General features: G+C 69.1%; 21 protein-coding genes. 9 read left to right on the forward strand and 12 right to left on the reverse strand.

Features of this window, described 5'->3' with window-relative positions; all coding sequences use genetic code 11:
* The first annotated feature begins 15 nt into the window (after positions 1–15).
* The 4 genes from LRA89_RS17095 to LRA89_RS17110 are packed head-to-tail and all read left to right on the forward strand — an operon-like array spanning position 16 to position 3,230.
* The gene (locus LRA89_RS17095; RefSeq protein WP_230772161.1) at positions 16–984 is read left to right on the forward strand and encodes a FecCD family ABC transporter permease; all 969 of its coding nucleotides are present in this window, start codon (positions 16–18) and stop codon (positions 982–984) included.
* A complete protein-coding gene (locus LRA89_RS17100; protein ID WP_230772162.1) occupies positions 978–1,757 on the forward strand; it encodes an ABC transporter ATP-binding protein in 780 nt (259 codons plus the stop codon). The genes LRA89_RS17095 and LRA89_RS17100 overlap by 7 nt, the downstream gene beginning before the upstream one ends.
* A 32-nt stretch (positions 1,758–1,789) precedes the next feature.
* Positions 1,790–2,632, forward strand: coding sequence for an oxygen-dependent coproporphyrinogen oxidase (gene hemF, locus LRA89_RS17105; RefSeq protein WP_230772163.1), 843 nt, complete (start codon positions 1,790–1,792; stop codon positions 2,630–2,632).
* A gap of 4 nt (positions 2,633–2,636) precedes the next feature.
* Entirely contained in the window at positions 2,637–3,230 is a 594-nt protein-coding gene (locus tag LRA89_RS17110; RefSeq protein WP_230772164.1) for a GNAT family N-acetyltransferase, read from the forward strand.
* Here LRA89_RS17110 and LRA89_RS17115 read toward each other — a convergent pair.
* Complete coding sequence (locus LRA89_RS17115) at positions 3,203–3,937, reverse strand: hypothetical protein (protein ID WP_055756767.1); 735 nt, start codon at positions 3,935–3,937, stop codon at positions 3,203–3,205. The two genes, LRA89_RS17110 and LRA89_RS17115, sit on opposite strands and share 28 nt — an antisense overlap.
* Complete coding sequence (locus LRA89_RS17120; protein ID WP_230772165.1) at positions 3,934–4,770, reverse strand: hypothetical protein; 837 nt, start codon at positions 4,768–4,770, stop codon at positions 3,934–3,936. The genes LRA89_RS17115 and LRA89_RS17120 overlap by 4 nt, the downstream gene beginning before the upstream one ends.
* 62 nt (positions 4,771–4,832) lie before the next feature.
* Between LRA89_RS17120 and lipB the strand changes: the two genes are divergently transcribed.
* The 5 genes from lipB (at position 4,833) to LRA89_RS17145 (ending at position 8,305) form a co-directional block, all read left to right on the forward strand.
* The gene (lipB, locus tag LRA89_RS17125) at positions 4,833–5,525 is read left to right on the forward strand and encodes a lipoyl(octanoyl) transferase LipB (protein ID WP_230772166.1); all 693 of its coding nucleotides are present in this window, start codon (positions 4,833–4,835) and stop codon (positions 5,523–5,525) included.
* A gap of 88 nt (positions 5,526–5,613) precedes the next feature.
* Complete coding sequence (locus LRA89_RS17130; RefSeq protein ID WP_055756771.1) at positions 5,614–5,883, forward strand: hypothetical protein; 270 nt, start codon at positions 5,614–5,616, stop codon at positions 5,881–5,883.
* Between the two features lie 212 nt (positions 5,884–6,095).
* Entirely contained in the window at positions 6,096–6,767 is a 672-nt protein-coding gene (locus LRA89_RS17135) for a hypothetical protein (protein WP_055757376.1), read from the forward strand.
* A gap of 369 nt (positions 6,768–7,136) precedes the next feature.
* Entirely contained in the window at positions 7,137–7,271 is a 135-nt protein-coding gene (locus LRA89_RS17140) for an entericidin A/B family lipoprotein (RefSeq protein WP_055756772.1), read from the forward strand.
* A 155-nt stretch (positions 7,272–7,426) separates the two neighbouring features.
* Entirely contained in the window at positions 7,427–8,305 is an 879-nt protein-coding gene (locus LRA89_RS17145; RefSeq protein WP_230772167.1) for an AraC family transcriptional regulator, read from the forward strand.
* Between the two features lie 190 nt (positions 8,306–8,495).
* Here the strand turns inward: LRA89_RS17145 and tatC are convergent, their stop codons facing one another.
* The 10 genes from tatC to LRA89_RS17195 form a co-directional block, all read right to left on the reverse strand.
* Positions 8,496–9,269 (reverse strand): twin-arginine translocase subunit TatC, encoded by a 774-nt coding sequence (gene tatC / locus LRA89_RS17150; RefSeq protein ID WP_055756777.1) that lies wholly within the window; start codon positions 9,267–9,269, stop codon positions 8,496–8,498.
* Positions 9,266–9,688, reverse strand: coding sequence for a Sec-independent protein translocase protein TatB (tatB, locus tag LRA89_RS17155; RefSeq protein WP_082448381.1), 423 nt, complete (start codon positions 9,686–9,688; stop codon positions 9,266–9,268). The genes tatC and tatB overlap by 4 nt, the downstream gene beginning before the upstream one ends.
* A gap of 60 nt (positions 9,689–9,748) precedes the next feature.
* Positions 9,749–10,027 carry a twin-arginine translocase TatA/TatE family subunit gene (locus LRA89_RS17160; RefSeq protein ID WP_055756778.1) on the reverse strand — a complete coding sequence of 93 codons (279 nt, stop codon included), beginning with the start codon at positions 10,025–10,027 and terminating at the stop codon, positions 9,749–9,751.
* Between the two features lie 37 nt (positions 10,028–10,064).
* Positions 10,065–10,631 (reverse strand): SMC-Scp complex subunit ScpB, encoded by a 567-nt coding sequence (gene scpB, locus LRA89_RS17165; protein WP_230772168.1) that lies wholly within the window; start codon positions 10,629–10,631, stop codon positions 10,065–10,067.
* The gene (locus LRA89_RS17170; protein WP_230772169.1) at positions 10,628–11,359 is read right to left on the reverse strand and encodes a segregation and condensation protein A; all 732 of its coding nucleotides are present in this window, start codon (positions 11,357–11,359) and stop codon (positions 10,628–10,630) included. The genes scpB and LRA89_RS17170 overlap by 4 nt, the downstream gene beginning before the upstream one ends.
* Entirely contained in the window at positions 11,359–12,363 is a 1,005-nt protein-coding gene (gene nagZ, locus LRA89_RS17175; protein ID WP_230772170.1) for a beta-N-acetylhexosaminidase, read from the reverse strand. Before nagZ ends, LRA89_RS17170 begins: the two co-directional genes overlap by 1 nt.
* A gap of 161 nt (positions 12,364–12,524) precedes the next feature.
* On the reverse strand, positions 12,525–13,253 hold the full coding sequence (locus LRA89_RS17180) for an SPOR domain-containing protein (RefSeq protein ID WP_230772172.1): 729 nt from the start codon (positions 13,251–13,253) through the stop codon (positions 12,525–12,527).
* Complete coding sequence (gene argS / locus LRA89_RS17185) at positions 13,253–14,980, reverse strand: arginine--tRNA ligase (protein ID WP_230772175.1); 1,728 nt, start codon at positions 14,978–14,980, stop codon at positions 13,253–13,255. The genes LRA89_RS17180 and argS overlap by 1 nt, the downstream gene beginning before the upstream one ends.
* A 71-nt stretch (positions 14,981–15,051) precedes the next feature.
* Complete coding sequence (locus LRA89_RS17190) at positions 15,052–16,215, reverse strand: deoxyguanosinetriphosphate triphosphohydrolase (RefSeq protein WP_230772176.1); 1,164 nt, start codon at positions 16,213–16,215, stop codon at positions 15,052–15,054.
* Positions 16,212–18,194 carry an SPOR domain-containing protein gene (locus LRA89_RS17195; RefSeq protein WP_230772177.1) on the reverse strand — a complete coding sequence of 661 codons (1,983 nt, stop codon included), beginning with the start codon at positions 18,192–18,194 and terminating at the stop codon, positions 16,212–16,214. Before LRA89_RS17195 ends, LRA89_RS17190 begins: the two co-directional genes overlap by 4 nt.
* Positions 18,195–18,443: the final 249 nt, after the last annotated feature.

The raw sequence follows: 18,443 nt of genomic DNA on the forward strand, positions 1-18,443 counted from the left end.
CCGTCGGATGTGGTGATGCGGGTAGTCCTCATGCTGGCGGTAATCGCCGCGGCCCTGCTCTCGCTGTGCGTCGGGCCGGTGGCGCTGGGCGTCGATCGTGTCGCGGCGGCGGTAGCGGGGCAGGATGCGACCGCCGCGACGATCCTGTTCCAGTTGCGCCTGCCGCGCACGCTGGTCGCGCTGCTGGTGGGGGCGATGCTCGGGATCGGCGGGGCGGCGCTGCAGGGCTATCTGCGCAATCCGCTGGCCGAGCCGGCGGTGCTGGGCGCGTCGAACGGCGCGGCGCTGGGGGCAGTCGTCGCGCTGTATTTCGGGTGGGCGGCGGTCTGGCCGCTGGCGTTGCCGGGGATGGCGATCGTCGGGGCGCTGGCGGCGCTGGTGCTGTTGTTCCTGCTCGCCGGGTGCGGCGAGAGTGCGCTGACGCTAATCCTCGGCGGGATCGCGGTGTCGATGCTGGCGGGTGCGGGGATCAGCCTTGCGCTCAACCTGTCGCCCAATCCGTTCGCGGCGATGGAGATCGCGACATGGCTGTTGGGGTCTATCGAGGATCGCTCGATGCAGCATGTGTGGATCGCGCTGCCCTGTGTCGCGATCGGGGCGGGGTTGCTGCTGGTCGATGCGCGCGCGCTCGATGCGTTGACGCTGGGCGAGGATGGCGCGCGGGCGCTGGGAGTCGATCTGGGGCGGGTGCGGCTGCGATTGCTGGGCGGCATCGCGATCGGCGTGGGTGGCGCGGTGGCGGTGTCGGGCGCGATCGGCTTCATCGGGCTGATCGTGCCGCATTTCGTGCGGCCGTTCACCGACCGCTCGCCCTCGGCGACATTGGTGCCCTCCGCACTGGCGGGCGCGGTGTTGCTGACGCTGGCGGATAGCGCGGTGCGGCTGATCCCGACGCCGACCGAACTGAAGCTCGGCGTCGTCACCGCGCTGATGGGGGTGCCGGTGTTCCTCGTCCACCTGTTGCGGGAGCGGCGGCAATGGTGACGATCGCGACCGACAGGCTGTCGGTGACGCTGGGCGGGCGGCGGGTGTTGCACGACGTCTCGGTGACACTCGCGCCGGGCAGCCTCGTCGGGGTATTGGGGCCGAACGGGGCGGGCAAATCGACGCTGGCGCGCGCGCTGCTGGGGCTGGTGCGTGTCGACGGGCGGGTGACGATCGACGGGCGGGCGGACCTCCGCCCGGCGGAGATCGCGCGGCGGGTGGCGTATCTGCCGCAGGGGCAGGTGCTGCACTGGCCACTGTCGGTCGAGCGGGTGGTGGCGCTGGGGCGGTTGCCGCATCTGGCGCCGATGTCGCGGATGGGCGCGGCGGATCGGGCGGCGGTCGAGGCGGCGATGGCGCGGGTCGATGTTTCCGCACTCCGCGAGCGCGATGCGACGACATTGTCGGGGGGCGAGCGCGCGCGGGTGCTGCTGGCGCGGGCGCTGGCGCAAGGGGGCACGGCGCTGGTGGTCGACGAGCCGCTCGCCGCGCTCGATCCGCGCCACGGGCTCGAGGTCGCGGCGCTGCTGCGTGCCGAGGCGGACGCGGGCACGCTGGTGGTGGCGGTGCTGCACGATCTGGGGCTGGCGGCGCGGATGTGCGACCGGTTGCTGTTGCTGGATGAAGGCCGGCTGGTGGCGGACGGACCGCCCGCCGCGGTGCTGACGCCGGCCAATCTGGCGGGGGTGTTCGGCATCCGCGCGTGGTTCGGGGAGAGTGCGGAGGGACCGATGATCGTGCCGGTGGGGGTGCGGGACGATCCGCCCCATTGACCCCCCTGCCCCCAGCCGCCACAGCGCTGGCCATGAAGCCGCTCGACGAACAGCAAGCCGCCGCCCGTAGCTGGTTCGAACACTTGCGCGACCGGATCTGTGCCGCGTTCGAGGGTATCGAGCGCGAGGCGGGATCGGACGCGGGGTTCGTCTATACCCCGTGGGACAGGGTCGATCCGTCGGGCGAGGCGGGCGGTGGCGGCGTGCGCGGGGTGATGAAGGGCAAGGTGTTCGAGAAGGTCGGGGTCAACGTCTCGACGGTCGGCGGCACCTTCGAGGGCGAGTTCGCCAAGTCGATCCATGGCGCGGGCGACGATCCGCGGTTCTTCGCGACCGGCATCAGTCTGGTCGCGCACATGGCCAACCCGCATGTGCCCGCCGTGCATATGAACACGCGGTTCCTGTGTACCACCAAGCGCTGGTTCGGCGGGGGCGCGGACCTCAATCCGCCGATTCCCTATGACGCCGATACCGCCGACTTTCATGCCACGATGCAGGCGGCGTGCGACGCGCATGACCCGGCGCATTACCCCCGGTTCAAGCAATGGGCCGATGACTATTTCTACATTCCGCATCGGCAGGTGCATCGCGGCGTCGGCGGCATCTTCTACGATCATCTGTCGGACGACTGGGCGCGCGACTTCGCGTTCACCCGCGATGTGGGCGAGGCGTTCCTGCGCATCTATCCGGCGCTGGTGCGGCGGCGGATGGGGCAGGCGTTCGACGATGCCGATCGCGCGCGGCAACTGGAATGGCGCGGGCGCTATGCCGAGTTCAACCTCGTCTATGATCGCGGCACGTTGTTCGGGCTCAAGACCGGCGGCAATATCGACGCGATCCTGATGAGCCTGCCGCCGCTCGCCACATGGAGTTGACGCGGTGGGCCTGATCCCGGTCGAACCGGGCGAGGTGGCGACGATCGTCACCTCGCTGGAGATGACGCGGCGGCCGCGCCCCGCGCCGATGCCGGAATCGCCGCTCAGGCTGGTGCGGTGGGAGCGGCCGGGGGTCGATCGCTACCGCGCGTTGTTCCGCCGGGTGGGCGGGCCGTGGCTGTGGTTCTCGCGGCTGGTGATGGCCGATGACGCGCTGACGGCGATCCTGAACGATGCGAGGGTGCGCGTCTGGGCGGTGGTCGACCGGGCGGGACTCGAGGTCGGGATGCTCGAACTCGACGATCGCAGCGCGGGCGCGTGCGAGCTGTCCTATGTCGGGCTGATCCCCGAGCTGGCCGGGCAGGGCCATGGCCGCTGGCTGATGGCGCACGCGCTGGCGCTCGCGTGGGGGCCGGGGGTGACGCGGGTGTGGGTACATACCTGCACGCTCGACCACCCGCGTGCGCTGGGCGTCTATCGGCGGTCGGGGTTTGTGGCCTATCAGCGGACGATCGAGACCTTCGCCGATCCGCGCGCGACCGGCATCCTGCCGGCCGACGCGGCGCCGCATTACCCCTTGCTGGACAAGCGCCGGTAGACGGTCGCGCGGACGAGGGTGAAGGCGACCGACATCGCCGCGCCGACCGCCGCGACCGCCGCCGACAGCATCGCCAGCGTCACCGGATTGCCCCCGCCCGACGAGATCGCCCCCGCCGTGCCGCTGAGCAGCAGCACGACCAGTTGCGCACCGAAATACAACAGCCCCGACAGCGCGAGCAGCGGCACGACCTGTCCCGCCGTCAGCGTGATCGCATGCTGCATCGCATCGCCGAAGCGGCGCTGCGGCTCGGCGATCAGCACCGGCAGCACCACGAACACCCGCCCGATCACGTAGAGCAGCGGCAGGACGAACAGCAGCAGCCCGGCGAGCTTGGCCGCGTAGATCAGCAGCATCGCGACGATCAGCAGCGGCAGGCGGCGAAACGCGGCCAGCAGCGCCTCGCGCACGCTCGGGCGGGCGGGATCGAGCACCAGCGCCAGCAGCGTCGCGATGCCGACCAGTTCGGCCACCGCCTGCAACACCAGCCAATGGGCGTTGCCGACCAGATAGGCCTGCAACGCATCAACCATCGCCTGCTGGTCGCCCGGCTGCGCGGCGGCCAGATCGTCGCCGCGCGACAGGAACAGCGCGAGCGCGAAATTGGGCAGGAAGAAAAAGACGCCCGACACCGCGACGATCATGTCGCGGTCCCGCCGCCAGATGCCGAGCGCCTCGCGGCACGCGGCCCCAATATCAATTTTCATGCAAAGACGTCCGCATCATCCTTCTCACCGACGATGGCGCGGTACAGCTTGCCGATGAACACCGCCTGATACAGCGCCAGCACCGCGCTGACCGCCGCCGTGGCGACGGCGACGGCGACATCGCCGATGCCGATCCCGCTGCCCGGCGTGGTGAAGATGGCGAAGATCGCGCCGGTGACGAAGCGCGCCGCCGACACCGCGACGCCGGTGATGATGCCATAGAGGATCAGCAGGCCGATCAGTTTCAGCGCCATGCCCTTCGTCATCGCGAAGCCGCGTGCGATCGCACCCAGCCCGCGCCGTTCCATCGCGACCACCGCATTGACGGTCAGCAACCGCGCGAACACCCAGATCGCGACCAGCGTGAGCAGCGCGAAATAGAGGATCGCCGGACCCAGCGCGCCATATTGCTCGGGCGTGAGCGTCGTACCGTTCATCGCCGCGACGAAATCGAACCCGCTGGTCGCGCCCAGCACGATGCCCGGCAGCGCGAGGATGAAGAAGCCGACGAGCAGGATCAGCGACACGCCGATCAGCGGCAGGAACCGGCCCGTCGCGATCCGCCGCGCCTCCGCCGCCTGTTCGCGGCCGGTGGTCTGCGCGGCATAGCCAATCAGGTAGAGCGCACCCCACAGCGCGATCAGCGTCGCGGCCAAGGTGACGATCCCGTACACCGCCGCCATACCGCCGGTCGCCTCGCCACGCAGCCGTTCGAGGCTGCCGCTGACGACCGAGGGCGCGAATTGCGTCGCGAGCACCACCGCCGTCACCGAGCCCAGATGGTCGCGAACGAAATCCACCGTCCTGTCCCAGACCGTGCCGATATTCACCATCGTTGCGCTCGCTCCCCGTTTGTCCGATTGGAGTGCTCTACCCGCGTCGAACCCGAATGAAAATGGCTACCGATCCCCCTTCCCCCCCGCCCCAATCGCCTGCCGCCGCCATCGAGTGGCGGGTCGCGCCCCGCCCGGTCGAATATCCCGACGCGCTGGCGACGATGGAGGCGCGCGCCACGGCGATCGCCGACGGCCAGGCGGGCGAGCTGATCTGGCTGCTCGAACATCCCGCACTCTATACCGCCGGGACCAGCGCCGATCCCGCCGAACTGCTCGATCCGCGGTTTCCGGTCCATGCCGCCGGGCGTGGCGGGCGCTATACCTATCACGGGCCGGGGCAACGCATCGGCTATCTGATGCTCGACCTGACCCGGCACGGGCGCGACGTGCGGCGCTTCGTCCACGCGGTCGAGGACTGGGTGATCGGTGCGCTTCGGACCTTCGACATCCATGCCTATGCCGTGCCCGATCGCATCGGCATCTGGACCGCCGACGGTGGCACCGAAGCCAAGATCGGCGCGATCGGCGTGCGGGTGCGGCGCTGGGCCACGCTGCACGGCTTCTCGGTCAATCTATCGCCCGATCTCAGTCACTTCGGCGGAATCGTGCCCTGCGGCATCGCCGAATTTCCGGTGACGAGTGCGGCCGCACTGGGCAAACCGATCACGCCCGGGGCGTTCGATGCCGCGCTGGCGCAAGGGTTTGCGGACTTCCTCGACCGGCTGTCTACGGTCGCCAAAAACGAGGCTTGAGGGCGGACGGTCGTTCGACTAATGTCCGGCGCGGATTGGGTAATAACGGTAGAAGATAGCCGCCTATCCATAGCTTAGGGAGCTTAACATGCGTGCATTCTCGAAGATTCTGACGGGTTCGATCGTCGCCGGCGCCGCGCTGGCCCTGTCGGCTTGCGGCGGCACCACCGAAACCGCTGCCGACAACACCACCATCACCGACCTGAACTCGACCGACATGATGGACGGCACGATGACCGACAACATGACCGCCGTCGACGGCGCCATGGGCAACGACACCATGATGATGTCGAACGACACCATGATGTCGAACGACATGATGATGTCGAACGACATGGGCATGACCAACGCCATGTAATCAACCTTTCGAGGTTGATGGGAAAGGGGCCGTCCGGGCGACCGGGCGGCCCCTTTTTTCTTTTGGGGGATGTCGCTCCGCTCCCCCGCCGATCGTTTCGGGTCCATGCGGCAAAACGTTACCGCAATGTAAAATTCGGCTTGGGCCACGGCGGAAAATTCCGTACCCCTCAACGCCATGAAGGCGCCGGCCCGCGCCCACGAGAGGACATGATGAGCGTAGTGCGTACCCTGGCCGTGGCCGTTGCCACAGCCGTTGCCGTCGCGGCGACCCCGGCGTCGGCCCAGTTCTTTCTCAAGCCCTATGATACCAGCGGCGAACGGGTGACGGGCGCCGAACCCGGCATCGCGACCCAGGCCCTGCCCGGCGCCACGCCCGAGGAATTGCGCGCCGCGCTGATGTGGAACCTGCGCGCCGGGCTGAACGTCGCCGCGCTCCAGTGTCAGTTCGAACCGTCGCTGCTGACGCTCGGCAATTACAACGCGCTGCTCTTCAACCATGCCGATGAATTGAAGAAGGGCTATGACACGCTCGGCAAATATTTCGTCCGCACCGCCGGGTCGGCGAAGGCCGGGCAGACCGCGCTCGACCAGTTCGGGACGCGGGTCTATTCGGGCTTCTCGACGGTATCGGCGCAGCTCGGCTTCTGTCAGGCGGCGGGCGAGATCGGCCAGGAAGCGATCTTCGTGCCGCGCGGGTATCTGGGTGAGTTTGCCGAGATGCGGATGCGCAAGCTGCGCAATTCGCTGGTGGCGTACGGCGAGCAGCAGTTCGGCCGCAACGTCAACTGGATGCGCCCGGTGCGGCTGTACGAGTTCGGCAACCCCAAGTGCTGGCGCAAGGGCCTGTGGCAGGTGAAGCGCTGCGGTGCCTTCCCGTCCTGAACGGCTGTTTGAAAACGCGCCGAAGCGCGTTTCCCAATGGCATCCAGCGATAGCGAGTCGCACGTTTTCCAAGAAATATGCGATTTTCCCGGGAACCATCCGACCGACCTGCCGTTGTGCTCTGTGGATAGCGAATTCAAGCCCCCCGCTCTCGCTATCCAAGACAAAGGGTCCGGTCGGCGTGATCCCCTCCCCCCCCCGGTAGCGCCACCGGACCCGCATTCTGGTTTCCATCCTTTCGAGCCCGTCAGTTCCCCCAACTGGCGGGCTCGATTTTTTGATGCGGCGATGCGACACGCAGCCGGAACGAAACCGCAGGCCGGACATTCCTTGCGCACAGCAAAAGTACCGCAATCAACGGAGACATCTATGCGCAAGATCATCAGCCTGGCCGTCGTGGCCGGCGCATTGGCCATCAGCGCCTGCAACACCGTCGAAGGCGTCGGTCGCGACGTGTCGTCGGCGGGCGATGCGGTTGCCGGCGCGGCGAAGGATTCGAAGTAATCCCCACTCCCGCCATGCGCGGGCGATGAGGGGCGGTTCGGCATGGCCGGGCCGCCCTTTTTTGCGTGCCTTGGCCGCACAAGCGCAAGATCGGTCGCGCATCGCGCCGACGGGTGACGCATAGGCTGTTCCGGCATGGCGGAGGAGCGGCGGCGATGACGGACCCGGTCGAACGATATACCGCGCGGTTGCGCCGGGTGCTGGCGCATATCGACCGCCACCCGGACGCGCCGCTCGACCTCGACCGGCTGAGCGCGATCGCCGCCTTCTCCCCCTGTCACTTCCATCGCCAGTTCGGCGCGACCATCGGCCTGTCGCTGCACCGCTATGTGCAATTGTCGCGGATGGAGCGGGCGGCGCACGCCCTCGCCTTCCGGGGCGACGTGCGCGTCACCGATGCCGCGATCGACGCCGGCTATGACTCGCCCGATGCGTTCGCCCGCGCGTTTCGCCGGCGCTTCGGCCAGAGCCCGTCGGGCTTCCGCGCCGCGCCCGACTGGCGTGGCTGGGCCACCACGCTACGCCCGTTCCACCATGCCCGGAGCCAGATCATGACCATCGCCTTCACCCTCGACGACGTGACGATACGGACGGTCGACCCTGTTGCCGTCGCGATGATGCGCCATATCGGCGATCCGGCGACGATCGGCGACACGATCCGGCGCTTCATCGCGTGGCGGCAGGCCACCGGCACCACGCCGCCGGCCAGTGCGACCTACACCGTGTTTCACGACGATCCGCAGGTCACGCCGCCCGAGGCGTACCGGATGGATCTGTGCGCCGCGACCGGGCGGGCGATCGGTGCCGACGAGCCGGTGGCGGCGGGGACGATCCCCGGCGGGCGCTGCGCGGTGTTGCGGGTGGTTGGCGACACCCATGACCTCGAACCCGCCGCGCGGTTCCTCTATGGCACATGGTTGCCGCAGAGTGGCGAGCAGCTCCGCGATTTCCCGCTCTATTGCCAGCGGGTGCGGTTCTTCCCCGACGTGCCGGCGCAGGAAGCGATCGTCGACTTGTTCCTGCCGATTATCTAGGGCCGATCGACATTCATGTCCTTATCGTCACCCCGGACTCGTTCCGGGGTCCACCCAGCCGCGAACGCTGTCGATAGAAGCTCGAACCGCACCGTTTGCCGCACCGTGGACCCCGGAACAGGTCCGGGGTGACCAGAATAGTGGTTCCGTACACCCGGAACGACACTGGATAGCTGAATGTCGATCCAGCCTAGGCGGTTTCTTCCCCGGTGCTCGTCGGATCGCGCCGCACGCGGCGTTTCTCGGTGAACCAGATCGCGATCAGCGCCAGTTCGTAGAGCAGGATCAGCGGCACCGCCAACAGAAACTGCGAGCCGATGTCGGGCGGCGTGGCGACGGCGGCGATCGCGAACGCGCCGACGATCGCATAGCGCCGCGCGCCGACCAGTTGCGCGCGGGTGACGATCCCCGCCAGTTCGAGCAGCATCAGCAGCACGGGCAGCAGGAAGGCGAGGCCGAACGCGAACAGGAACTGCATCACGAACGACAGATAATTTTCGACCGAGGGCAGCGCTTCCTGTTCGACGCCGCCCAGATCGCCCTGATAGCCGAGCAGGAAATGCAGCGCGACCGGGATGGTGACGTAATAGGCCAGCGCCGCGCCGGCGATGAACAGCACCGGCGTGGCGAGCAGGAACGGGAACAGCGCGCGCTTCTCGTTACGGTACAGGCCGGGGGCGACGAACTGCCAGAGCTGGTTCGCGATCACCGGGAACGCCAGCATCATCGCGGCGAAGAACGCCACCTTGATCTGGACGAAGAACGCCTCGAAAATCTGGGTGAAGATCACGCGCTTCTGTCCCGCCGCCAGCAATGGCTGGACGAGGAACGAGAGGATCTGTTCGGAGAAATAGAAGCACAGCGCGAAACAGACCGCGATCGCGGCGGCGGAATAGAGCAGGCGGCGGCGCAGTTCGATCAGATGATCGAGGAGCGGGGCCTGGCTGTCGTCGATCTCGCTCATGACGCGGCCTTGGTATCGGCGGCGGGGCCGGTGTCGTCGGTGCTCTCGCGCACCTGCGGATGTTCGACGCTGACGTCGGGCTTGTCGAGCAGCACCGGGGCAGGCGTCAGGTCGGGCGGCGGCGGAGACGCCGCGTCGACCGGGTGGAACGCCGGTTCGACATGCGGCGGCGCGTCGGCATCGGCAGGATGCTCGCGCATGATCCGGGCGTTTTCCTCCGCCCATTTCTTTTCCATCTCGGCCAGTTCCGCCTCACGGACCATGGTGTCGAAGCCCGAGCGGAACTGCCGCGCGACGCCGCGCGCCTTGCCGACCCAATGGCCGACGATGCGCATCGCCTTGGGCAGATCCTTGGGGCCGATGACGACGAGCGCGACAAGCGCGACGACCATCAATTCGGTAGGGGCAATATCGAACATCGGTGCTCGGGGTCGGGCGCGCGTCCAGCGGGACGCGCGCCTGGCATCAACAGGTGCGGATCAACGGTCGCCGTGCGGGCGATCGGCGTCGCGCGGCGGTTCGGCGCGCAGCGGCTCGCGCGGCGCGGGATCGCGGTCGTACCCGGTGTCGAGCGGACGCTGCTGCAGCCGGTCGTTCGGGCGCGCCGGCGGCACGTCGTCATCCTCGGCCATGCCCTTCTTGAAGCTTTTCAGCCCCTTGGCCACATCACCCATCATGTCGGAAAACCGTCCCTTGCCAAACAGCAACAGGACGATGACGCCGACGATCAGCCAGTGCCAAATGCTAAGACCACCCATCGACCAGACTCCAAGCGAAACACGTTACGACGTGCATCTAGTCGCTATCGCTTCCGCTTTCCAGCGCGCTTGCAAGCGCATCGGTGATTGGCTCCAGCAGGCCGGCGGCGCGCAGATCGTCGATCCCCGGCAGATCGCGGCGGCTGGCGAGGCCGAAATGGGTCAGAAAGCCGGGCGTGGTGGCATAGAGCAGCGGGCGGCCGGGCACTTCGCGCCGTCCCGCCGGGCGGACCCAGCCGGTGGCGAGCAGCACGTCGATCGTGCCCTTCGCGATCTGCACCCCGCGGATCGATTCGATGTCGGCGCGGGTGACGGGTTCCTGATAAGCGATGATCGCCAGCGTCTCGATCGCGGCGCGCGACAGGCGGCGGGGTTCGTCGCGGTCGCGGCGCAACAGATGGGCGAGATCGGGCGCGGTCTGGAAATGCCAATGGTCGCCGCGCCGGACGAGTTCGAAGCCCCGGCCGTCGCTCGCCGCCTCGATTGCGTGGAGCGCGGCCCGGATGTCGCCATCGCCGACATGGGTTTCGATCATCGCCGGGGTGAGCGGCACGTCGCTGGCGAACAGCACCGCCTCGACCGCGCGGACCAGCGGGTCGGTCATGCCAGCCGCCGGATGTCGATCGGGCCGAACGCGTGTTCCTGACGAAGCGCGATCCGCCCCTGCCGCGCCAGTTCGAGCGTGGCGAGAAAGGTGGAAGCGAGCGCCGAGCGGCGGTAGCGTTCGTCCAGATCCACCGGCAGGAACTCGGCGATCGCGGTCCAGTCGATCCGGGTGCCGAGCAGCTCGCCGACGCGGGCGAGCGCCGCCTCCAGCGTCATCACCGGACGGGTCGCGACGACGTGCAGCACCGGGCGACGCCGCGCGCTGATCCGGCCATAGGCGGCGATGACGTCATAGAGATCGGCCTGCCAGCGGTCGTGGCGGGTGGTGCGCAGCCCCTCCGGACTGCCCCGGAGGAAAACGTCGCGGCCGATCCGGTCGCGCGCCATCAGCCGGGCGCCGGCATCGCGCATCGCGTCCAGCCGTTCGAGGCGCAGTTGCAGGCGCAGCGCCAGTTCTTCGGGGTCGGGGTCCATCTCCGGTTCGCGGGGCAGGAGCAGCGCGGATTTGAGATAGGCGAGCCATGCCGCCATCACGAGGAAGTCGGCCGCCAGTTCGAGCCGAAGTGCTGCCGCGCGGTCGATCCATGCGAGATATTGCGTGGTCAGTTGGCGAATCGAAAGCCGGCGCAGATCGACCTTCTGCGTGCGGGCGAGCGCCAGCAGCACGTCGAGCGGCCCTTCCCACCCGTCGAGCGCGATGGTCAGCGGCGGCGGATCGCGCTCCATCAGGTGAGCGCGAGCAGTTCGTCGCGCCGGGCGACGAGCGCGGCGAAGGGGGTGGCATCGGCGGGGCGGAGCGTCGCCATCGCCCGGTCGAGCCGGTCGCGTGATCGGGGCGCGATCGAGTCCAGCGCGGCGGCGATGGCGACCATCTCGTCCATGCGTGCCCAGCAGTCGAGGACCACGTCGCAGCCGGCGGCGATGGCGGCGGCGGCCTTCTCCGCCGGGGTGCCCGACAGCGCCTTCATATCGATGTCGTCGGTCATCAACAGCCCGTCGAAGCCGATGCAGGTGCGGATGATCCGGTCGATGACGGTCGGCGACAGGGTGGCGGGATTGGCCGCATCCCATGCCTCGAACACGACATGCGCGGTCATGGCGAGCGGGGCGGACGCCAGGGTGCGGAACGGGGCTAGATCGGTTTCTAGCGCGTGCGCCGAGGCGGCGACGCGCGGCAGTTCGAGATGGCTGTCGACCCTTGCGCGGCCGTGCCCCGGCATATGCTTGACGATGCCCAGCACGCCCGCCGCCGCCAGCCCGTCGAGCGTGGCGCGGCCGAGGGCGGCGACCTGCATCGCATCGCTGCCGAAGCTGCGGTCGCCGATCGCCGCCGTCATGTCGCCATGCGCGACGTCGAGCAGCGGCAGCGCGTCGACGTTGACGCCGACCTCCGCCAGCATCGCGCCGATCGCCTGCGCATTCGCCTTTGCCGCCGCGATCGCCGACGATGGCGCGCGGGCGTAGAGCGCGGCGAAGGCGGCGGGCGGCGGAAAGGCGGGCCACTCTGGCGGACGCATCCGCGCGACCCGGCCGCCTTCCTGATCGATCAGGATCGGCAGGTCGCCGCGTCCCGACAGACTACGCAGCGAATCGGTCAGCGCGCGCATCTGCGCCCGATCGATGCAGTTGCGGCCGAACAGGATATAGCCGAGCGGATCGGCGTCGCGGAAGAAGGCGGTTTCGTCCGGGGTCAGGACCGGACCGGACAGGCCGAAGATGACGGGCTTCATGGCCGTTGGTCTAGAGCGTGGTGTGGGTCTGGACAACCATGCCGCCATCGTCATTCCCGCGACGGGGGAAATCCATATACGCTGACGTTCCGGTGCAATCGCGGGCGTCAGCGTCTATGGGTCCCCGCCTGCGCGGGGATGACGAAGGGGATCAGGCGACTTTACCGGGCGATGAAGCAGTTCTCGCCGGCGAGCTTCAGCTTGCCGCACAGGTCGGTCGCCTGATTGGCGCTGCCGGCGTTGACGCGCAGGCGATAGACGGTGCGGCCCTTCACTTCGGCCGCCTGCACCGATTTGCCGAGCGGCGCGAGATAGCCGAAGCGGCGCGACAACTGGTTCCACGCGGCGTTGGCGGCCCCCTCGGCCGGGAAGGAGCCGAGCTGGACGACCGAGCCCCCTGCCCCGGCTGCGGCGGCAGCGGGTGCGGCGGTGGCCGGCGCGCGGGCTTCGAGCCGCTGCGTGGCGCTCGGCACTGCCGCTTCGACACGGGCGGTGCCGTTGGTCGCCGCCTTGGGCTGGGCGGCCGGGCGCGAATCGACCGGCGTTTCGGGCACGGCACCGAGATTGACCGAGGCGTTGCCGGTCGCTCCCTCACTCGTCGCGATGGCCGTGTCGCTGTTGCCGGCGACCTGCATCCCGTCGGTGCCTTGCGGGCGGGTCTTGTACGGTTCGGCGGGCGCGGCGATCAGATCGCCGGTGCCGCTGGCGGTCGGCGTCGTTTGATGGCGCAGCAGCGCGAAGGCGATCGCGGCCACGCTCAGCAGGCCGATCAGCACCAGCAACACCGTGCGCCAGATGGGTGCGGCGGGTTCCGGTTCGGGATCGGCGCTTTCCAGCCATGGCAGGCGATCCTGATCCTGATCGCCCCCCGGCGCGAACGTATCGGCCATTACTTCATCTCCTCGACCGCCTGAACGCCCATGATAGCCAGACCATTGTTAATAATCTGCCCGATCGCACGTGCAAGGAACAGCCGTGCCTGCGTCAGCGCCGGATCGTCGATCTGGAGATAGCGGCGCGACGGATCGTCGTTGCCGAGGTTCCACGCCGCGTGAAACTCCGCCGCCAAGTCATAGAGATAAAAGGCGATCCGGTGCGGCTCACGCGCCACCGCCGCGCTTTCGATCACGCGCGGGAATTGCGCCGCGCGCTTCACCAGCGCCAGTTCGACCGTATCGAGACGGGACAGGTCGGCCGCCGGATCGAACGCGATTCCCGCCTCGGCAGCGCGGCGCACCAGCGAATGGACGCGGGCATGGGCGTATTGCACGTAGAAGACCGGATTGTCCTTCGATGCCTCGACCACCTTGGCGAAGTCGAAATCCATCTGCGCATCGGCCTTGCGCGTCAGCATGGTGAAGCGGACGACGTCCTTGCCGACCTCGTTCACGACATCGGCGAGGGTCACGAAATTGCCGGCGCGCTTCGACATCTTCACCGGCTCGCCGCCACGCAGCAGCCGGACCATCTGCACCAGCTTCACGTCGAAACGGGTCTTGCCTTCGGTCAGCGCCTGCACCGCCGCGACGATCCGCTTGACGGTCCCGCCATGGTCCGCGCCCCAGATGTCGATGAGCTGGTCGGCGGTTTGCGCCTTCTGGAAATGATAGGCGAGGTCGGCGCCGAAATAGGTCCAGCTTCCGTTCGACTTGCGGATCGGGCGGTCCTGATCGTCGCCGAACTTCGTCGAGCGGAACAGCGGCAGTTCGACCGGCTCCCAGTCGTCGGGCACCTCACCCTTCGGCGCTTCGAGGACGCCGTCATAGACGAGGTCGCGCGCGCGTAGCCAGGCTTCGGCTGCCTCGGGCTTGCCCGCCGCCTGCAACTCGGCCTCGGAGGCGAAAATGTCGTGTTCGATGCCGAGCAGCTTCAGGTCGGCACGGATCATCTCGAGCATCGCCGCGACGGTGCGGGTGCGGAACAGCACCAGCCACTCGCTCTCGGGCGCATCGACGTACCGGTCGCCGAATTCGGCGGCGAGCGCCTGCCCCACCGGGACCAGATAGTCGCCGGGATAAAGGCCCTCGGGGATCGTCACGGTTTCGCCCAGCGCCTCGCGGTAGCGCAGATGCGCCGAGCGGGCGAGCACGGCGACCTGCCCGCCGGCATCGTTGACGTAATATTCGCGGATGACCTTCGCGCCGTTCCATTCGAGCAGCGACGCGAGCGCATCGCCGACCACCGCGCCGCGGCAATGGCCCATGTGCATCGGGCCGGTCGGATTCGCCGAGACATATTCGATGTTTACGACTGATCCTTCACCCGCCGTCGAACGGCCATAGGCAGCCCCCGCCTCGGCGATCGCGCTCAGTTCGCCGCGCCACGTATCGTCGGTCAGCGTCAGGTTGATGAAGCCGGGGCCGGCGACCGATACGCTCGCCACTTCGGGCAGGTCGCGCAGTTCGGCGACGAGCAGTTCGGCCAGCGCGCGCGGGTTGGTCTTGGCGGGCTTGGCCAGCACCATCGCCGCGTTGGTCGACAGGTCACCATGCGTCGTGTCGCGCGGCGGTTCGACGGTGATCGCGCGTCGCTCGAGTCCCGCCGGCAGGTCGCCGCGCGCGACGATGCTGTCGAGCGCGCGGTCGAGATGGGCGAAGAAACGGGGATACAGCGTCATGGCGGTTCCGGTCGGTTGATGGGAAGCGCGCCGCTTAGCCGAAAGGGAAGCTGTAGGCAAAGCTTGGGGTGTCAGAACCCTTCGGGCAGGTCGATCGGGCCGACGACCTCGCGGTAGCGGCGCACCGCGTAGCGATCGGTCATGCCGGCGATATAGTCGGCGATGTGGCGGCTGCGCTCGGGCTCGCCCTCGGGCAATGTCGCGCGCCAGCCGTCGTGCATCGTCGCCGGATCGGCGTGATAGGCGGCGAACAGGCCGGCCACCACCTGCTGCGCGGTCGCCGCCGCCTCCAACTGGCGCGGATGGTGGTAGAGATTGGCGTACATGAAGCGCTTGAGCGTGCGCTCCTGCTCGGCCATCTCGGGTGAGAAATGCGCGAGGCAGCGGCCCGCCGTGCGGACGTCGGCCACGGTTTCGACGCGGGCATCGGCGATGCGGGCGGTGGTTTCGGCGATCAGGTCGTTGACCATCGCCCCGATCTGCGACCGGGTGAGTTCGCCGACCAGCCGCGCCACCGGCACCTCAGGGAAACGCTTGCGCACCGCATCCCAGCCGGCGGCGACGAACGGTACGGCGAGCAACTGGTCGAGCGTCAGCAGCCCGGCGCGCAGACCGTCGTCAATGTCGTGGTTGTCATAGGCGATGTCGTCGGCGATCGCCGCGATCTGTGCCTCGAGCGAGGGCCATTCGGCCAGGCGCAGGGCGTGCGCGGCATCGGCGGCGGCGAGTGCCCAGCCGGGCGACGCGATCGGGCCATTGTGCTTGGCCAGCCCCTCCAGCATGTCCCACGTCAGGTTCAGGCCGCGCCAGCACGGATAGGGGCTGTCGAGCCACGTCAGCGTGCGCAGCGTCTGGCCATTATGGTCGAAGCCGCCCTGCCCGGCCATCGCCGCTTCCAGCGCATCCTCGCCGGCATGGCCGAACGGGGGATGGCCGATGTCGTGCGCGAGGCACAGCCCTTCGGTCAGATCCTCGTTCAGCCCGAGCGTGCGCGCGACGGCGCGGCCGATCTGCGCGACCTCGAGGCTGTGGGTCAGCCGGACGCGGAAATGGTCGCCGTCGGGGGCCATGAACACCTGGGTCTTGTGGCGCAGGCGGCGGAAGCTGATCGAATGGATGATCCGGTCGCGGTCGCGCTGAAACGCATCGCGCGGCCCGCGCGAGGCGTCGCCCGGTTCGGGGTGCAGCCGGCCGCCATGGGCGAGCGGATCGGCGGCATAAGCGGCGCGGCTCACGAGGTCGGGACCTTTACGACCTTCTGGCCCGCCGGGCTGGTGAAGGCGAAGGCGGGCAAGCCGGCCTTGCCCAGTGTATTGACGAATGCCTGGGCCTCGGAATCGGTCTTGAACGGGCCGGTCAGCAGGCGGTTGGTGAAGCGCAGCGGCGTGGTCCATGCCTGCCGGCCTTTCAGCGGCGGGGCCTTGGCGGAGAGCAGGCGCCATGCGGCGGGCAGGCCGGCGATGTTCGCCCCGCCCGCGATCTGGACCCAATGGCGTTCGGGATCGGCCTTCAACAGTGCGGCGGCACGCTTGGCCTCGGCGGCTTCCTCGGCCTTTTTGGCATCGGCGAGGCGTTTGGCGTCGGCGGCCTTTTTGACGTCGGCGGCTTTCTTCGCGTCGGCTGCCTTCTTGTCGGCGGCGACCTTGGCAGTGCGGGCTTCGGCGGCGCGGTCCACCGCCTCGCGCGCGGCGGCGGCGTCACGGGCGGCCTTCGCGTCGGCGGCCTGTGCGGCGGCGTCGAGAATCGCCGGGGCCGGGGTCGGCGGGGCGACGCCCAGTTCGGCGGCGGGCACGTCGAGGTTGCGGATGATCCGGGCGAGGACGTCGTCGTTGGTCGTGGCGCGGGCGGCGACCGTCGCGGCGCCGCCGGACGCGGCGGGGACGGCGGTGTCGGCGCTGAAACCGGGGGCGGGCGGCGGGGCGGCTGCCGTCGGTTCGGCGATAGGTGCTGCGGCGACCGGTTCGGGTGGCGGGACGGTGGCAGCGGCGACCTGCGTCGGGGCGGCGACCGGTGCCGTTGCGGCGGCGAGGCGGTCGCGTTCGGCGAGCGCGGCGGCGGCGATGCGGCGTTCCTCGGCCTGACGCGCGGCGACGCGCTCCCCCTCGATCCGGGTGGCTTCGGCGAGGCGGGCCTGTTCGGCCTGCTGCGCGGCGAGTTGCTGCGCGTCGCGCAGCCGCTGCGCCTCGGCGGCCTGTACCTGCGCGAGTGCGGTGCGCCGGGCGAGTTCGTCGGCCTGTGCTTTCGCGAGTTGCGCGGCGCGGGCATCGGCCACGCGCTTCGCCTCGGCCAGTTGCGCCTGTCGGGCGACCTCCACCTGACGGCGTTGTTCGGCGCGGCGCTCGGCAAAGGTCGGTGCGCGGCGAGCGGACGTCGTCGTCGTGGGGGCCGATGCGGCGGCGACCGCGACCGGCGCGGCGCGCGGCACGGGAATGACCTGCGGCGCGAGGCGGGCGTCGGCGACCCGATCGGGCGTCGGGGCGAGCCGGCCGAAATGGACCGCGAACGCACGGTCGGCGGCGGAAAGCTGGGGCAGGCGGCGGAAGAACGGCGCCAAGCTCGGCCCGAACCCCGGCAGCATCGACGCCGCGATCCGGTCGGCCCCCGCCGCGTCGCCCGCCATCGCAAGGACACAGGCGCGCACCCGCCATGCCGCCCGGTCGTTCCGCCGCAGCAGCGGGTCGAGCAGCACGGTGGCCCCCGCCACGTCGCCCTCGATCCCCATCGACAGCGCGAGGCGGCGGGTCACTTCGTCGTCCGCCCCTTGCGCCAGCGCGAGGCGATAGTCGCGCTGCGCGTTGGACGGATAGCCGAGCAGGTCATAGGCCAGACCGCGGTCGGCGGCATAGTCGGCCATCGGCAGCCCGGCGCGCTCGGCGGTGGTGAACAGCGCCAGCGCCTGCCCCGGCCGTTCCATATTGACCAGCGTCGCGGCGCGGGCCGCCGGAATGCGCGGATCGGTGGGCGATACCCGTTCGGCGCGGGCCAGCAACTGCATCGCCGCGTCGAAATCGCCGAGCTTGCCGCTCAATCGCCCCGCCTCGACCAGTGCCGACAGGTCGTTGGGACTGCGCCCGAGCGTGCGCATCACGTCGGACAGACGATCGGCGTTGGGGGTGAGAGGTTGAACGAGCGGCCCCCCTTGCGCGACGGCGGGCAGCGGCGATGCGGCGGCGAGCAGGAACGCGGTGACGCGCAGCGGGGTAAATCGAGTCATGGGCACAGTCGCTTAACCATGCGGCGGCTGACGGGGAAATGTCGTTGCGCGCCCGCGGCGACGAAGCGAGCGGTGGCGGCGACGAACGGCTTGGGGCTGGGCCAAAGTTTACAAAGTTGACACTAGAGCATAATCCGAACGGCGTGAATCGTTGAGGGATTCCCAAGGGGACTGAAGTCTGATTCAAGCCTGTCACCGGCGACAGGAGGCCGGTCAGATGGGCAAGCCGTTATCGATGGACCTGCGGGA

It is taken from the genome of Sphingomonas sp. Leaf4 (genome assembly GCF_920939515.1).
GTDB lineage: Bacteria > Pseudomonadota > Alphaproteobacteria > Sphingomonadales > Sphingomonadaceae > Sphingomonas.

Excerpts from the sequence above, each read along its gene's own strand:
- LRA89_RS17095 (WP_230772161.1), top strand. The coding sequence starts at position 16 with ATGCGGGTAGTCCTCATGCTGGCGGTAATCGCCGCGGCCCTGCTCTCG.
- LRA89_RS17100 (WP_230772162.1), top strand. The coding sequence starts at position 978 with ATGGTGACGATCGCGACCGACAGGCTGTCGGTGACGCTGGGCGGGCGG.
- hemF (WP_230772163.1), top strand. The coding sequence starts at position 1,790 with ATGAAGCCGCTCGACGAACAGCAAGCCGCCGCCCGTAGCTGGTTCGAA.
- LRA89_RS17115 (WP_055756767.1), bottom strand. The coding sequence starts at position 3,937 with ATGAAAATTGATATTGGGGCCGCGTGCCGCGAGGCGCTCGGCATCTGG.
- LRA89_RS17120 (WP_230772165.1), bottom strand. The coding sequence starts at position 4,770 with ATGGTGAATATCGGCACGGTCTGGGACAGGACGGTGGATTTCGTTCGC.
- lipB (WP_230772166.1), top strand. The coding sequence starts at position 4,833 with ATGGCTACCGATCCCCCTTCCCCCCCGCCCCAATCGCCTGCCGCCGCC.
- LRA89_RS17130 (WP_055756771.1), top strand. The coding sequence starts at position 5,614 with ATGCGTGCATTCTCGAAGATTCTGACGGGTTCGATCGTCGCCGGCGCC.
- LRA89_RS17135 (WP_055757376.1), top strand. The coding sequence starts at position 6,096 with ATGAGCGTAGTGCGTACCCTGGCCGTGGCCGTTGCCACAGCCGTTGCC.
- LRA89_RS17140 (WP_055756772.1), top strand. The coding sequence starts at position 7,137 with ATGCGCAAGATCATCAGCCTGGCCGTCGTGGCCGGCGCATTGGCCATC.
- LRA89_RS17145 (WP_230772167.1), top strand. The coding sequence starts at position 7,427 with ATGACGGACCCGGTCGAACGATATACCGCGCGGTTGCGCCGGGTGCTG.
- tatC (WP_055756777.1), bottom strand. The coding sequence starts at position 9,269 with ATGAGCGAGATCGACGACAGCCAGGCCCCGCTCCTCGATCATCTGATC.
- tatB (WP_082448381.1), bottom strand. The coding sequence starts at position 9,688 with ATGTTCGATATTGCCCCTACCGAATTGATGGTCGTCGCGCTTGTCGCG.
- LRA89_RS17160 (WP_055756778.1), bottom strand. The coding sequence starts at position 10,027 with ATGGGTGGTCTTAGCATTTGGCACTGGCTGATCGTCGGCGTCATCGTC.
- scpB (WP_230772168.1), bottom strand. The coding sequence starts at position 10,631 with ATGACCGACCCGCTGGTCCGCGCGGTCGAGGCGGTGCTGTTCGCCAGC.
- LRA89_RS17170 (WP_230772169.1), bottom strand. The coding sequence starts at position 11,359 with ATGGAGCGCGATCCGCCGCCGCTGACCATCGCGCTCGACGGGTGGGAA.
- nagZ (WP_230772170.1), bottom strand. The coding sequence starts at position 12,363 with ATGAAGCCCGTCATCTTCGGCCTGTCCGGTCCGGTCCTGACCCCGGAC.
- LRA89_RS17180 (WP_230772172.1), bottom strand. The coding sequence starts at position 13,253 with ATGGCCGATACGTTCGCGCCGGGGGGCGATCAGGATCAGGATCGCCTG.
- argS (WP_230772175.1), bottom strand. The coding sequence starts at position 14,980 with ATGACGCTGTATCCCCGTTTCTTCGCCCATCTCGACCGCGCGCTCGAC.
- LRA89_RS17195 (WP_230772177.1), bottom strand. The coding sequence starts at position 18,194 with ATGACTCGATTTACCCCGCTGCGCGTCACCGCGTTCCTGCTCGCCGCC.